At 61.1% G+C, this 14286-nt stretch carries 11 protein-coding genes; 8 read left to right on the top strand and 3 right to left on the bottom strand.

Annotated features, from left to right (window positions below):
- Positions 1 to 3 precede the first annotated feature (3 nt).
- Complete coding sequence (locus AWU82_RS24005; RefSeq protein ID WP_039773037.1) at positions 4 to 342, top strand: hypothetical protein; 339 nt, start codon at positions 4 to 6, stop codon at positions 340 to 342.
- Between the two features lie 162 nt (positions 343 to 504).
- Here AWU82_RS24005 and lapD read toward each other — a convergent pair whose 3' ends face one another.
- Both lapD and lapG read right to left on the bottom strand, forming a co-directional pair.
- The gene (gene lapD / locus AWU82_RS24000) at positions 505 to 2451 is read right to left on the bottom strand and encodes a cyclic di-GMP receptor LapD (protein ID WP_064382648.1); all 1947 of its coding nucleotides are present in this window, start codon (positions 2449 to 2451) and stop codon (positions 505 to 507) included.
- A gap of 14 nt (positions 2452 to 2465) precedes the next feature.
- Entirely contained in the window at positions 2466 to 3158 is a 693-nt protein-coding gene (gene lapG, locus AWU82_RS23995; protein WP_064382647.1) for a cysteine protease LapG, read from the bottom strand.
- A 193-nt stretch (positions 3159 to 3351) separates the two neighbouring features.
- Here lapG and AWU82_RS23990 point away from each other — a divergent pair, with 193 nt between their 5' ends.
- The 5 genes from AWU82_RS23990 to AWU82_RS23970 all read left to right on the top strand — a co-directional run bounded on the left by AWU82_RS23990 (position 3352) and on the right by AWU82_RS23970 (position 10412).
- Entirely contained in the window at positions 3352 to 4062 is a 711-nt protein-coding gene (locus tag AWU82_RS23990; RefSeq protein ID WP_064382646.1) for a GntR family transcriptional regulator, read from the top strand.
- 756 nt (positions 4063 to 4818) lie between these two features.
- On the top strand, positions 4819 to 5592 hold the full coding sequence (locus AWU82_RS23985) for a DUF3050 domain-containing protein (protein WP_064382645.1): 774 nt from the start codon (positions 4819 to 4821) through the stop codon (positions 5590 to 5592).
- Positions 5589 to 6518, top strand: coding sequence for a diiron oxygenase (locus AWU82_RS23980; protein WP_064382644.1), 930 nt, complete (start codon positions 5589 to 5591; stop codon positions 6516 to 6518). The genes AWU82_RS23985 and AWU82_RS23980 overlap by 4 nt, the downstream gene beginning before the upstream one ends.
- 13 nt (positions 6519 to 6531) lie before the next feature.
- The gene (locus AWU82_RS23975; RefSeq protein WP_064382643.1) at positions 6532 to 9921 is read left to right on the top strand and encodes a non-ribosomal peptide synthetase; all 3390 of its coding nucleotides are present in this window, start codon (positions 6532 to 6534) and stop codon (positions 9919 to 9921) included.
- Positions 9922 to 9944: 23 nt separating this feature from the next.
- Positions 9945 to 10412, top strand: coding sequence for an SRPBCC family protein (locus AWU82_RS23970; RefSeq protein ID WP_064382642.1), 468 nt, complete (start codon positions 9945 to 9947; stop codon positions 10410 to 10412).
- Between the two features lie 147 nt (positions 10413 to 10559).
- On the opposite strand, the gene AWU82_RS23965 is transcribed toward AWU82_RS23970, so the two are convergent.
- Positions 10560 to 12440 (bottom strand): methyl-accepting chemotaxis protein, encoded by a 1881-nt coding sequence (locus AWU82_RS23965; protein WP_064382641.1) that lies wholly within the window; start codon positions 12438 to 12440, stop codon positions 10560 to 10562.
- 311 nt (positions 12441 to 12751) lie between these two features.
- Between AWU82_RS23965 and AWU82_RS23960 the strand changes: the two genes are divergently transcribed.
- Both AWU82_RS23960 and AWU82_RS23955 read left to right on the top strand, forming a co-directional pair.
- Positions 12752 to 13252 (top strand): sigma-70 family RNA polymerase sigma factor, encoded by a 501-nt coding sequence (locus AWU82_RS23960; protein ID WP_064382640.1) that lies wholly within the window; start codon positions 12752 to 12754, stop codon positions 13250 to 13252.
- Positions 13252 to 14253, top strand: a complete 1002-nt coding sequence (locus AWU82_RS23955) for a FecR domain-containing protein (protein WP_064382639.1) — start codon at positions 13252 to 13254, stop codon at positions 14251 to 14253. Before AWU82_RS23960 ends, AWU82_RS23955 begins: the two co-directional genes overlap by 1 nt.
- The last annotated feature ends 33 nt before the right edge of the window (positions 14254 to 14286 follow it).

Genomic DNA, 14286 nt, shown 5'->3' with positions numbered 1-14286 from the left:
TCAATGTTTTACGTGCAACGCGATGCGCAGGGTCAGTTGATTCGCGTGGAAGCTGCGGCCTACGCCGAGGCCACGGAAACACTGCCGGCCGACCACCATGAAATCCAGGCCTGGTACGCCAACGAGGCCGTGGAGAACAGCCTCAAACAGCTCAAGCAGAGCGACCTGGAAATGATCCGGGTACTCGACGACCTGATTCAGGTACTGACCCAGAAAGGCGTGATCCGCGTCACCGACTTGCCTCCGGCGGCCCAGGCCAAGTTGATGGACCGGACCCAGGCGCGGGAAGCGCTGGGCGGGTTGAGCCAGTTGATTGATGAGGATGAGGGCGGGTTGATCTGATTTGCCTACAGTCGATCGTTCCCACGCTCTGCGTGGGAATGCCGCCCGTGACGCTCCGCGTCATATCGGTGTCTGACGCGACACCGACGGTGTGACTGGAACGCCGAGCGTCCCTTTATGCATTCCCACGCGGAGCGTGGGAACGATCAGTTTGGCGCTGCATTATTTCCAGGGCTTGGGCTCACCGAACAGCTGCCCCTGAACCCCATACAACCCCATCTCGCGAATCACCGACAATTCCCCTTCCGTCTCGACCCGCTCGGCAATCAACGGCAGATCGATGCTGTGCGCCGCACGCTGGATCGCTTCGATGAACAGGCGCTTGTCGCTTTCCTGATCGATCGCCCGGATGTAGCTGCCGTCGATCTTCAGGTACGCCAGCCCCAGCCGCGCCAGGTTGCCGATCATGCTGAAGCGCCCGCCGAAACGCTGCAGGCTCAGGGAGAATCCAAGCTCGCGCAGGCGGCGGGTCAACTGTTCCAGCACTGCTTGCTCCGGCAATTGTTCCTCGCCGATTTCCAGGGTCAGGCGCGCACCGAGGTTGGAATGCGCCCGCAGAATCTCGAACACTTTGTTCAATGCCTGCGGATCGGCCAGGGTCGCCGAGGACAGGTTCAGCGCCAGCGATTCTTCATGTCCGGCCATCTGCTCCAGCACCCGTTCGAGCATCAACCGATCCAGTCGCGCGGTCCAGCCGAAGCGCTCCAGCCACGGCAGGAAGCGCCCGGCGGGAATGGTCTGGCCCTGCTCGTCGAGCAAGCGCGACAGCACTTTGTAATGCAGCACCAGTTGCGTGTCCTGCGCCGCCACCACCGGCTGGAAGAACAGCTCGAAACGCCGCTGGTTCAGCGCCTGATCGAGCAAGCGATGCCAGGCGTGGTGATCGTCACCGACGTCTGCCACCAGGCTCTGATCGAGGCACGCCCAGTTCTGCTCGCCCTGCCCTTCGGCCTGGGCCAGCGCCTGATCGCCGAGGCTGAGGACCGCTTGCGGCGAATCGCCGTGAGCGAACGGTGCCAGGCCGATAGAAGCCACGGCGGCCACGTCGGTGGCACCTGTCGCGTGCAGGCTGCTCAGGGCGCTGTCGAGATTCTGCGCCAGTTGCAGCGCCTCTTCGCGGGTCAGCCCCGGCGCCAGCACGGCGAATTCACCACCACGGATACGGGTGACGAGGTTCTGGGTTTCCGGGTATTTGGCGCACTCGCGGGACAGCTGCTCGCCGACCGCTTTCAACAATTCATCGGTGCGCTGACCACCAAGGCGCTGGTTCAGACCAGCCAGATCCTTGACCCGCAACAGCAGCAGATAACCGGAACTGGCCTGCTCCGGATTGCTCACCCGCGCATTCAGTTGCATCTCGAAATAACGCCGGTTGGCCAACCCCGTGAGGTTGTCCTGATAGGACTCGGTGCGCAGTTTTTCACTGCGTTCGGCCTGCTCCTGGAAAAGCGCCTTGAGCTTCTCGACCATCTGGTTCATCGCCAGCACTACGCGGCGCAACTCAGGCGTGCGCGGCAGGTCCGGCAGGCTGAGGAATTCGCGGCGGGCGATGGCGTGGGATTGTTTGACCATGTAATCCAGCGGCTTCAATTGCCGACGCAACAACAACGCGCCCAGCACCGCACTCACCGCGCCGCAGACCAGCAGCCAGCCAAGGCTGCCGAGTGCGCTCTGCCAGAGCTTGGCCAGGGCGAACATCGGATGGCTGACCACCTCGACCCGCGCCGCCTGCTCCCAGCCACGGCTGACCAGCGCATCGCCACCGGCCGGCTCCAGGCCGATCAGCTTGACGAACCAGTCGGGCACGTTGGTGACCGCCGGAATGCCGTTGCGCTCGACGATGGTCTGGTCGGTCTTCAGGTCGACCACGCGGATGCTCGAGTAATAACCGCTGTCGAAGATTGAGCTGACCAGCAGCTCGACCATCGCCGGGTCATCGATGTTCGGCGTCAACGACAGCGCCAGCGCCGTGGCCGCATCCTGGGCGTGGGAGCGCAACTGGTTGACGTACTGGGTGCGCGAGCTCTCCAGACTGACCATGAAGCTGCCGGTGAAGGCGACCACCAGGAACAGACAGATAGCGATCAACAGCTGTTTGAACAAAGACATCTGAGCGCGTGCTCCTAGTTAGTCGTCTCGACCGGGAATCCTTCGGCCTGCATTTTCTTCAACACATCCTGCCAGCGTGACAGGCGTTTGGTGTCACCGACCTTCTTGTTGCCCTTGGCGCCCGGCAGGTACAGCCCTTCGGCATTGAAAGAGTAGACCGGCAGCAAATCGGTCCGCTCGGCGGCCGGCTTGATCGGGTCGATCAGGCTGTCGAGCACCAGCGGCATGGCGTCAGGGCTGGAATAGTAAGTCAGGACCATGTGCGCGCGGTTCTGGCGCAGCGCTTTTACGTAGGTGATGCGCAACTTGTCACTGGCCACACCGAGGTGGCGCAGGCTGAAATACTTGGCGATCGCATAGTCTTCGCAGTCACCGGCGCCTTTCCACAAGGCTTCGATGGGGGTTTCCCAATAATCAACCTCGTGCCACAGATCGATGTCTTCGACGTAGCGCATCTGTTTGTTGAAAAACAGGTTCACCACCTTGAGCTTTTCCATCTCGCTGACCTGCTTCTGCGTAGCCAGCAGATTCTGCCAGGCGTCGATCCGCTGTTGCCCGGCGCCCAACGGCCCGTATAGCGCCGTGGCTTTGCGGCTGATCGCGGAAAAATCCCAATCGGCATGCAGACCGCCCAGCATGATGCCGGCCAGCAGCAGCGCGCCGGCAAGCCAGCGCGCAATCCGTGGGATCGCGAAACGTACCGCCAATGCAAGGCATCCAGGGTAGAGAGGAAAGCGCTTGATGGTGAAGGTTAGCCCAGCAAAAAACAATGGCATCCTGAGATCATCGCTGGCGCGCTAAACTTCAGATGTGACAGGGTTCTTCTACACGGTTTGACAACCTGTAGAGCAATCACTAGTGTCCTTTGGATCCAAATCCGCAGTCATAGGGTGTGCAGTTGTGACCCAGAAGCCCAAGCCACTCCACAGCATCAAAGTCGACGGCCCGATTCCCGCGCATCTGGCGCGCTCGGTCATTGAAGAAACCCTGCGCGCCGCGATTCTCGACGGGCGCCTGCCCTGCGGCACCGCCGTGCGCCAGCAGGATCTGGCCGACCTGTTCGGTGTCAGCCGCATGCCGGTGCGCGAAGCCTTGCGTCAACTCGAGGCACAGGGCCTGCTCAACGTCACTGCCCACAAAGGCGCCGTGGTGGCGCCGCTGATTCAGGGTGACGCAACGGAAACCTACGAGCTGCGCATCCTGCTGGAGTCCGAAGCGCTGCGCCAGTCGATCCCGCTGCTGACCCCGGCCGACCACGAACGCGCCGCCAGCTTCATCGAAGAGCTGGAAAACGAACACGACTACACCGAAATCGGTCGGCTCAACCGTCTGTTTCACATGGCGCTCTACAGCAAGGCGCCCAATGGCCGGCTGTTGCGACTGGTGGAAGACGGCTTGAACGAAGAAGAGCGCTTCCTGCGCTTCAACCTCGAGGCCATGGGCCTGGGCAAAATTTCCCAGGACGATCACCGCGCGTTGTTGCAGGCCGTGAAAGAGCGTGACACCGCGCACGCCGTGACACTGCTGGAGCAGCACCTCAACCGCGGTGTCGAGGTCATCACCCGTTACCTCACCAGCTCCGCCGGCCAAAGCCGCAAAGCGGCGCACTGAATCCTCCCTCCCGGGTGAGCCTCCACTCACCCGGCGAATAACCCGCTTACAAATCCCCCCTCCGCTCGCGGTCATTTGCCGTGGCACATCGACGCCTGCGCTCTAACCTCCCTTCTGCTTTGAACAGCCCGGAATTTGCACCGCAAGGAAGTCATTTTCGACGATAGCCGCGGCGCCGATTTACGCGCACCCTTGAATCGCCAACCCAATATAGAACGGGGACGCGCCGCCCCGGCAGCAGTCCCCGCACCAGGAACCTACGGAAGGAGCCTTGTCACGGGAACAGGAAGAAACGGCGTTCTTACAGCCCGACTTCATCCCCTCATATCAATTCGATTACTTAACTTGAAAGTTGCTTCGAGTGAGGCATTCACTCTTGTCGTTCAATTTTGGCCATTAAACGCCGAAAGGAGCAACTACGCCCAAATAAAACTTAACTTATAAGTTTTATCAGCCCCACTCATACTTCAAAAACAGCCAACTAAAAATAATTAAAAATAAACTTGTTAAGTTGTTTTGCGATGTATTAGTTTTTCTTCGTCGAGTTTGGATCCGAAATCACCAACCCGGCACAACCTTGCAGTACGGCCTCGTTTGTGACGGCTTTTACCGTCCTCCGCTGTCCCGGGCCCTTCAGACATTGCCTGTTTTCATCGAATCCGAATGAGGCTGTCGTTCGCCTGGAGAAACTTGTTCACCGTAGTTAGCAAATGGTTGAGAAATCCCTATTTCCCTATTAGCCAGAGTCTCGCAACCATGCCAACCAAAGAGCAACTTACACTCAAAAAATCCGAACTTAGCGTTCATCCAATCTTCTCTGAAATCGATTCACTGGCGACATTGCGCCGGTTCATGGAGTCCCATGTATTTGCCGTCTGGGACTTCATGTCACTGACCAAGCGTCTGCAGCAGGAACTGACCTGCACCCGTCTGCCGTGGTTGCCACCACGGGACCCGCACGCCGCACGACTGATCAACGAAATCGTGCTCGGGGAAGAATCTGACGATCGGCTGTCACACGGGCATTACAGTCACTTCGAACTGTACCTCGATGCGATGCGCGAAGTCGGTGCGGACACGACGGCGGTGGAGCGCTTCGTGACGCTGCAACAGGAAGGCGTGAGTTACGACGTCGCCCTGCAAAGCGTCGAGGTCGATCCGGCGGCGGCGCGGTTCGTCCGTGACACGTTGCACACCGCGCTGCATGCGCCGGGGCACAGCGTGGCTGCCGCCTTCCTGCACGGTCGCGAGAGCGTGATCCCGACCATGTTCCAGCGCATGCTCGATGCCTGGGGCATCGGCGTCGAACAGGCGCCGACCTTCCGCTACTACCTGGAGCGACACATCGAAGTCGACTCCGAAGACCACGGCCCTGCCGCAGAGCAACTGCTGGACCGACTGGTGGACGGCGATCCGCAGCGCGAAGTCGAGGTCTACGCCAGCGCCATCGCCGCCGTGGAAAGCCGCATCGCCCTGTGGGACGGCTTGCGCCTGAGCATGCGCGAACCGCTGGCGGAGGTGGCCCAATGAATGCCGCCGACTATCAGTCTTTCGCCGATGCCTGGGAAAGCCGCGCGACCATCCGCACCCGGCCGCGCCGCGTGCTGGAGGACGATGCGCGGCTGATCTATCCGCTCAGCCGCCAGCCGTTGGTGCTCAGCGAAACCTTCCTGCGCGAATGCCCGCAGCAGCGTGATTTCGCCCTCGTGCAGACGCTGTACAAATTCATCAACGACGTGGTGATTTTCGAGACCGAAATCGTCGACAAAACCGCCCGCAGCATCGCCAAGAACCGCTTCGCCGTTACCTTCCCGTTCGCCTGTCGTTACGACGCCATGACCGTGGTCGTGGACGAGGATTACCACGCGCTGGTGGCGATGGATTTCATGCAACAGACGGTGGCCATGACCGGCATCGAACCGATCGAGTTGCCGAATGAAATCGAACTGAGCCGGGCGATTCCGGCAGCCGTCGAACTGGCTCCGCCACACCTGCGCAGCGCCGTGGAACTGATCTGCGTGGCCATCGCCGAGAACACCGTGACTGGCGACGTCGCGGCGTTCGCCCGGGACGACACGGTCAAGCCGTCGATCAAGGGCTTGATGGCTGATCACTTGCTCGATGAGGGACGGCACTCGAGTTTCTGGGCGCGGATGGTGCGCATCTACTGGCACACCGCGAACGATGCGGATCGCGAATGCATCGCGCAGATCCTGCCGGTGTTCATCGGCCATTACCTGACCAACGACATCCAGAAGTCTTTCGACCTGCGCCTGATCGACGCCCTGCCGGTCAACGACGCAACCCGCTGCGCACTGAAAGACGAGATGGCCGGGCTGGCCTTCCCGATCAATCGCCACCACCCGCTGGTGGGCAACATCGTGCGGTTTTTTCACAACAGTTCGCTGCTCGACACACCGTGCGTGCAGCACGCCCTGCGCGATTACCTGGTTTGACAAGGAGGCTGACATGAGACGTCTCGACATTTTGCTGAGGGGCCGCAGCCAGGCCTTGACCGACCTGGCGCAGGAGCTGGAACAACACGGTCATTCATTGCTGACAGAGATTGCTATGTCGGTGGACCTGGTGATCGATGACGGCAGTCTTGCGCCGCAGGATCACGGCCCGACACCGCACCTGAACTTGCGTCTGGGTATCGGCGCAACGGGCGTCGGCGGTTTGCCGGTGCTTGATCTGCTGTGCCTGTGCAACACGACACTGCTGAGCCGCGTGCCCATCGCCGACGAACCGTCCGGTAACGGTCAGGCCCTGCGCCAGCGAACACTGGCGCAGGTGGTGGACGAAGTGGCGCTGCTGGTCAGTCGTTTTTCCCGCGATGCCGAGTATTTCCAGCACGCGACAGCGGCCCGTGCGCCGGACTTCGAGCAGGTGGAAAACCTGCTGTTTCTCGACGGCCTGGCTTACGTCCATCGCCTTAATGCCACGGCCAATCCGGGCTTGTTGCAACAGGCGCAGATCCCGGTGATCGAGCGGCTGCAACAGAGTCTGATCGAGCACGCTGAACGCCCGGCGCTGCACCTCGCCGAGCAGTCGATCAGCTACCGCCAGTTGCATGATCACAGCCGTGCAATCCAGCAACGCTTGCTGGCAATGCTGGAAACACAACCACAACCGTGGGTGGTGGGGATTTGCCTGCCGAAATGCGATGCGCTGTTTGCTTCGATCGTGGCAATTCTCGGCAGCGGCGCGGTGTATTTGCCGCTGGAACCGAGCCATCCGCTTCAGCGCCAGCAGTACATTCTGGAAAACGCCGGGGCTGTATTGTTGCTGCACGACGGCGAACACCCGCTGAGCGGTTCGATGCCGGGGCTGGATGTCTGCCGCATCGACCGTACTGACGCCGATCTATCGCAACCGTTGATGCTTCGCCGGCCCAGACTCGACGCGCCGTGCATGGCGCTCTACACCTCGGGCACTACCGGGCACCCGAAGGGTGTGCTGCTGAGTCAGGCGAACCTGGCCCACTTCACCGCGTGGTACGCCGACTATGTGCAGCTGCGGGCCGAGAGCCGGGTGCTGCAGTTCTCGTCGCTGAGTTTTGACTCGTCGCTGATCGACATTTTCCCGACCTTGCTCGAAGGCGCGGAACTGGTGGTGCCCGACGACAACCAGCGCCGCGATCCGCTGCAACTGGTGGCGCTGATTCGCCGTCGGCAACTGACCCACGCGTTCCTGCCGCCGGCGCTGTTGAGCATCCTGTCGTTGGAACAACTGCAAAGCGTCGGGCAAATCATGACTGGCGGCGACGTCTGCGAGCCGTTCGTGATCGAGCAACTGACGCGCCAAGGCAAGCTGCACAACCTCTACGGCCCGACCGAAGCCACGGTGCTGATCACCGCGCGGCAACTGCAACCGGGCGACGGCAATCGCACCCTCGGCGGGCCGATTGCCAACAGTCAGGTGCTGATCCTCGATGACGATCTGCAACCGGTGCCGGAGCAAACGGTGGGCGAATTGTTCATCGTCGGCCCGGGCGTGTGCCTGGGTTACCTGAACAATCCGCAGCAGACGGCGGAGCGCTATCTGCACCTGGAGCTGCCGGACGGCCAGCGTCTGCGCGCCTACCGCAGCGGCGACATGGCCAAGTGGGGCGAAGACGGCATCGAGCTGTGCGGGCGCCGCGACAATCAGGTGAAGATCCGCGGTTTCCGAGTCGAGCCGGAAGAGATCGAGCGGTGCCTGCGCGAGAGTCAGCTGTATCGGCAAATCGCCGTGGTGATCGACAGTCAGCGGCGAATTCTGGCGTTCCTTGCCCAGCCGCAATCGGATGCCGCGCGGGAGTCTTTGAAAGCTCACGCGCAGCAGTTTTTACCCGACTACATGCAACCGGTGGCATGGACGGAACTGCCGAACATGCCGTTCGCCGCCAATGGCAAAGTCGACCGCAAGGCCTTGCTGGAGCTGCCGATCAGCGTGCAGGACAGCGGCCCCAAATGCCTGCCGGCCAACGCCGACGAAGCGCTGCTGCTGGAGATCTGGGGTGAGTTGCTGGAGTTGCCGGCCAGCGACATTTCCACCGACGAAAGCTTCTTCAATCTCGGCGGGCACTCGATTCTGCTGTCGCGCATGCTCCTGCGTCTGCGGGAGGAATTCGGTCGCAGCATTTCGATCAACCGCTTCATCGAACTGCCGACCATCACCAAGCTCGCCACCCTGGTGCGCGGCACCGATGACAGCGCGGTGCTCAGCGCCCAGGCGATGGCCGACGCCGAGCGAGCGCTGGACATCGAGCCATTGCCGATCAGCCGCATGGGCGATGTGCACAAGGTGATCGTCACCGGCGCCAACAGTTTTGTCGGCGTGCACATCATCGAGGCGCTGCTGGGATGGGGCGCCAGCGAAGTGGCATGTCTGGTGCGCGACGGCGGCGGGCAAACCGCGGCGCAGCGCTTTGCCCAAGCGCTGCGAGAGAACCGGCTGGAGCATCTGGATTTGAGCCGGGTGCGGGTCTATTCGGCGGACATCAGCCGGCCGCAACTGGGCTTGGCCGATGACGATTTCGAGCGACTGGATCGCGAGTTCGGCGCGCTGGTGCACAACGCTGCCAACGTCAATCACGTGCTCGATTACGAGTCGTTGGCGGCGGACAACGTCGAGCCGATTTTCGAACTGCTGCGGCTGTGCGAAGGGCGCAGCAAGAAGGTGTTCAATTTCGTCTCGACGCTGTCGGCCTCCAGCACCGTCGACGACGCAGGCCGGGTGCTGGAACTACCCGCCGCACCGACGCCGCCGATCTACATCCGCAACGGCTACAACCTGTCGAAATGGGTCGGCGAACGCATCCTCGAACGGGCCCGGGAGCGTGGGGTGCGGGTCAATCTGTACCGGCCCGGCAACATCAGTTTCAACAGCCTCAGCGGCGTCTGCCAGCCGCACAAGAACCGTTTGATGCTGATGCTCAAGGGCTCGATCCAGCTCGGTCAGGTGCCGGCCTTCGCGCTGAATTTCGACCTGATGCCGGTGGACTTCCTCGCCCGCTTCATCGCCTTTCACGCCAGCCGTTACTCGGCCGAACGGGCGGTGTTCAACCTGCATAACCCGGAGCCTCTGAGCTGGGATGCCTACGTCGCGTCGTTCCGCGAAACCGGCAGCGAGTTTTCGCTGGTCAGCGTCGCCGACTGGCAACAGCAACTGGGCCGGGTCGATGCCGACAACGCGCTGTTCGGTGTGCTCGGTTTCTACCTCAACGGCTTTGAGGAAGACATCGGCGACATCTCCCTGATCGGCCACGCCAACGCCCAGGCCGGCGTGCAGCAGATGGGCGCGCACTACCCGGAAAAATCCCCGGCGCTGCTGCGTCGCGGCTGCGACTACCTGAAAGAAATCAACTTCATCTGACTCATCAACCAAGGAGCAACACCATGAGCAATCTTCAACCCGACACCCTGATCAAAAACCCTCACGGCTGCCACGTCGTGTCTTCGGTGGAAGTACCGGTGGACGCCAATGAGGTGTGGTCGGTAGTGGGCAAGTTCGACGGTTTCGACCGTTTCATTCCGGCCCTGTCGCACATCGAAATGACCGGCGAAGGCGTGTCTTCGCTGCGCAAGAAGTTCTTCAAGGATGGCAACGTCGTGGTCGAGCAACTCAACTCCCGGGATGACCAGGCGCTGAGCATGACCTGGACCACGATCTACAACACGCTGGGCGTGGCCAATCTGTGGGCGGCGATGAATGTGGAATCGCTGGGCGCGGGCAAGTCGCGGGCGACCTGGACGATCATTGCCGAGCCAGCAAGCGGTGGGCCCGAGGCACTGCCGGGGTTCAAGGATTTCGTGCAGGGCTTTGCCGATGATGCGATGGGCAATGTGCTGAAGCTGTTTGTGTAAGGCTTCAGTTCTGCGGTGATTGAGCCACCGCTATCGCTGGCAAGCCAGCTCCCACAGGTTCCCGGTCGGTCACAAATGTTGTGTGCGCCAGAAATCCTGTGTGAGCGGGCTTGCCCGCGATGAACGATAACGCGGTCTGACTTGGTGTCAGATCTTGAAGCTGTCGACCAGCTGTTTCAAACGGTTGGCCTGCTGCGACAACGCATCGCAATCCTTCAACGTTTCATTGAGGTTGGCCACGCTCTGCTGGTTCAGCAGGTTGATCTGATTGACGTCGACGTTGAGGGTTTCCACCACGGCGGTCTGCTCTTCGGTAGCGGCGGCCACCGACTGGTTCATGCCATCGATTTCGCCGATGCGCTGGGTCACGCTGACCAGTCGCAGACCGGCCTGGTTCGCCACTTCAACGGTTTCCTCGCTGGACGCCTGACTGGCGTTCATGGTGGTCACCGCTTCGCGGGAGCCGACCTGCAGCGAAGTGATCATCTTGTGGATCTCTTCCGCCGATTCCTGAGTACGGTGAGCGAGGTTACGCACCTCGTCCGCCACCACCGCAAAACCGCGTCCGGCTTCACCGGCACGGGCCGCTTCGATGGCTGCGTTGAGCGCCAGCAGGTTGGTCTGTTGGGAGATGCCTTTGATCACGTCGAGAATGTGGCCGATGTTGTCGGTGCTGGCATTCAGGGTTTCGATCTGGGTGCACGACAGGCTGATCTTCTGCGACAGCTCGGTCATGGCCTGAATCGTCTGCTCGACCACCTGACGACCGTCATCGGCCTGCTCGCTCGCGCCGCTGGCGTGTTGCGAAGCATCGGCGGCGTTGCGGGCGATTTCCTGAGTGGCGGCACCCAGTTGATTGATCGCCGCAGCCACGCTGTTGGTGCGTGCGCTTTGCTCGTCGGAGCCGATGATCGAGGCGTTGGACGATGCCATCACCCGTTGCGACAGGTCGTGTACGTGGCGAGTCGCGGAAGACACTTCGGAAATCGAAGCGTGAATCCGCTCCACGAACTGGTTGAACGAACTGCCCAGCTCGCCGAACTCGTCCTTGCTTTCCACTACCAGACGACGGGTCAGGTCACCTTCACCCTGGGCGATGTCCTGCATCGCGCGGCCCATGGTGATCAGCGGACGCATCAGCACGGTGATCAGCAGGCTCAGGAACACCGCAATCGCGCCCACCGCGACGAACATCGCAATCACTGCCGAGGTACGGAACTGGCTGAGTGCGGCGTAGGCCTTGTCGCGGTCGATCGACAGACCGATGTACCACTCGGCATTCGGCAGACCGGCAACCGGGGTGAACGACAGGATGCGTTCCTGGCCGTTGAGCACCACGTTTTGATTGCCCTTCTCGATGCGCACACCGGCGTTCGGGTAGATGTCCTTGAGGTTCTTCATCACCTGGTCTTTGTCCGGGCTGACGATTACCTGACCGTCACCGCTGACCAGGAACGCGTGGCCCAGGCCACCGAAGTCCACCGAGTTGATGATCTTTACCAGGGTTTCCAGGCTCAGGTCACCGCCCACTACGCCGAGCAGTTCGTCGTTCTTTTTCACCGGCATGGCGATGGTCACCACCAGACCGCCAACGGCAGCCATGTATGGCGGGGTCAGCATGGTCTGGTCAGCGGCCACGGCCTGCTTGTACCACGGGCGCTGACGCGGGTCGTAGCCATCCGGCATCTTCGCGTCAGGGCGCTGGGTGAACACACCGTTGGCCTGGCCGACGTAGGTGAACTGGAAGTTCGAGGTGAAGGCCGGTTGATCGACCAGGCCCGGGAAGTCGGCGTTCTTGCCTTGATGAGCGACGTTTTGTGCGAGGTTTTCCAGTACCAGAATTCGCCCGCTCATCCAGTTCTGCACACTGCTCGCGGTCAGGTCGCCGGCCTGTTGGACGGAGGACTGGAGGTTCTGGCGAATCGTATTTCGCTGCAGATAGTCGTTGTACAAAGTGAACAGCGCGAACGCCAGGACCACAACGCCCGAGGCGGCCAGCAGGATTTTATGGCTGAACTTGAGATTCATTTCATGGGACTTCTTATGCGAAAAGTGGGGATGCGTTCCGGATGCAACATTCCATGTACAGCGCAGGCAGCGTTCTGACGACTGCTCTACTTTGGTGCACGCATGTCTCACCAGTCTGTCGGCACGCTTAGGAGAAAACTTAGGGCTTTGTGGGAAATGGACGACATTTCTGCCAGATTCCCGCCGAACGGCGTGCCAGAGCGTTCGCCTGTCAATTTTTGATGACTGTTTTGCAGCGCCGGTTGCAAATTCTGTAACCCTTGATGACAATGCGACTAATTATCATTTGTGACGTTCGGGCTGTCGCATTCATGTCCTCACCTGAGTTTGCAGTACAGGCGCTTTACAGTAGTCATCACGGTTGGCTCAACGGCTGGCTGCGCGCGCGGCTGGGCAATGCCGCCGATGCGGCGGATCTGGCTCAGGACACCTTCGTGCGCCTGCTGCAGCGCACCGAGCGTCTGGAACTCAAGGCACCTCGCGCATTCTTGCGCACGATTGCTCGGGGTTTGGTGATCGATCATTGGCGCCGTGAAGAAATTGAACGCGCCTATCTGGAAACCATCGCCCATTTACCTGAAGCCGAAACCCCGAGTGCTGAATCCCGCGCATTGGTGATCGAACTGCTCGAAGGCATTGCCCGCATGCTTGAAGGCTTGAAGCCGAAAGTGCGTCAGGCATTTCTGCTGGCGCAGTGCGAAGGTTTGACCCACAAGCAAATTGCCGCGCAGATGGGCCTGTCCTTGCGCTCGGTGGAACGCTACGTCGCCGATGCGCTGTATCACTGCTACGTGCTGCGGTACGAAAACTGATGCCGGTGGATAACCTCTCGCTTGGCCGACGCGCCGAGCCACCGCAGCAAGTCGTCCGACAGGCCATTCACTGGCTCCTGCGCCTGCGTAATAACAACGGCAACCCGCGCCTGAATCGCCAGTGCGAACAATGGCGCGCCGAGCACCATGATCACGAACTGGCATGGCAACGGGTGCAGTCTCTGCAAGCTGAACTGACTCACAATCTGCGCGCCGTGCCCGGTGCGCAGGTGGCATTCAACACGCTGGAAAACAGTGCGCAGGGGCTGGGGCGACGTCAGGCCTTGAAGCTATTGTCCGGCGCGCTGTTGATGGGCTCGGCGGGATGGCTGGCCAAAGACACGTCCGCCTGGCAACAGTGGAGCGCCGACTACGCCACCGCCACCGGCGAACGCCGTGGCTTCCAGTTGCCGGACGGCACGCGGATCGAACTCAACACCGCCAGCAGCGTGGATCTCGATTACACCGCGCAACAACGGCTGATCAGGCTGACCCGTGGCGAAATCATCGTCACCTGTGGCGGTGCCGATGAAGGTGCGCCGATTGAGCGACCGCTGCGGGTGCAGAGTCGTCATGGCAGTTACGAGCCGTTCAAGGCGCGATTCATTCTGCGCCAGGAAGATGGATGCACGCGCCTGAGCGTCACCAGTGGCCGGGTCGCGATTCACTCCGCCGGCAACTCGACAGAGGCCATCGCCGGTCAGAGCTATCTGATCGATCACCATCAAGTTCGCCCGGCGCCACCGTTGGACATGGACGCCGGTGCCTGGGTCGACGGTCTGATCGTGACCCGCAACATGCGGCTGGGCGACTTCCTCAGCGAAGTCGGCCGGTATCGTCAGGGGTTTCTGAGCTGTGCGTCGGACATTGCGGATCTGCGCCTCTCCGGTGTGTTCCGTCTTGAGAACACCGACAAGCTGCTGGCGATTCTGCCCCAGACCCTGCCGGTGCAATTGCGCTACCGCACTCGTTGGTGGGTGACGCTGGAGTCTGTGGCCTGAAATTATTTTGGCGGGTTTTCGTGGCAAGTCCGG

This window comes from Pseudomonas glycinae, from assembly GCF_001594225.2.
GTDB classification, from domain to species: Bacteria; Pseudomonadota; Gammaproteobacteria; order Pseudomonadales; family Pseudomonadaceae; genus Aquipseudomonas; species Aquipseudomonas glycinae.
The sequence above is the reverse complement of the archived record's forward strand: the minus strand, read 5'-3'. Positions and strand labels throughout refer to the sequence as shown.

What these genes read in the sequence shown, in the direction of transcription:
- AWU82_RS24005 (WP_039773037.1), top strand. Translation starts at nt 4, where the DNA reads ATGTTTTACGTGCAACGCGATGCGCAGGGTCAGTTGATTCGCGTGGAA.
- lapD (WP_064382648.1), bottom strand. Translation starts at nt 2,451, where the DNA reads ATGTCTTTGTTCAAACAGCTGTTGATCGCTATCTGTCTGTTCCTGGTG.
- AWU82_RS23985 (WP_064382645.1), top strand. Translation starts at nt 4,819, where the DNA reads ATGCCAACCAAAGAGCAACTTACACTCAAAAAATCCGAACTTAGCGTT.
- AWU82_RS23980 (WP_064382644.1), top strand. Translation starts at nt 5,589, where the DNA reads ATGAATGCCGCCGACTATCAGTCTTTCGCCGATGCCTGGGAAAGCCGC.
- AWU82_RS23975 (WP_064382643.1), top strand. Translation starts at nt 6,532, where the DNA reads ATGAGACGTCTCGACATTTTGCTGAGGGGCCGCAGCCAGGCCTTGACC.
- AWU82_RS23970 (WP_064382642.1), top strand. Translation starts at nt 9,945, where the DNA reads ATGAGCAATCTTCAACCCGACACCCTGATCAAAAACCCTCACGGCTGC.
- AWU82_RS23965 (WP_064382641.1), bottom strand. Translation starts at nt 12,440, where the DNA reads ATGAATCTCAAGTTCAGCCATAAAATCCTGCTGGCCGCCTCGGGCGTT.
- AWU82_RS23960 (WP_064382640.1), top strand. Translation starts at nt 12,752, where the DNA reads ATGTCCTCACCTGAGTTTGCAGTACAGGCGCTTTACAGTAGTCATCAC.
- AWU82_RS23955 (WP_064382639.1), top strand. Translation starts at nt 13,252, where the DNA reads ATGCCGGTGGATAACCTCTCGCTTGGCCGACGCGCCGAGCCACCGCAG.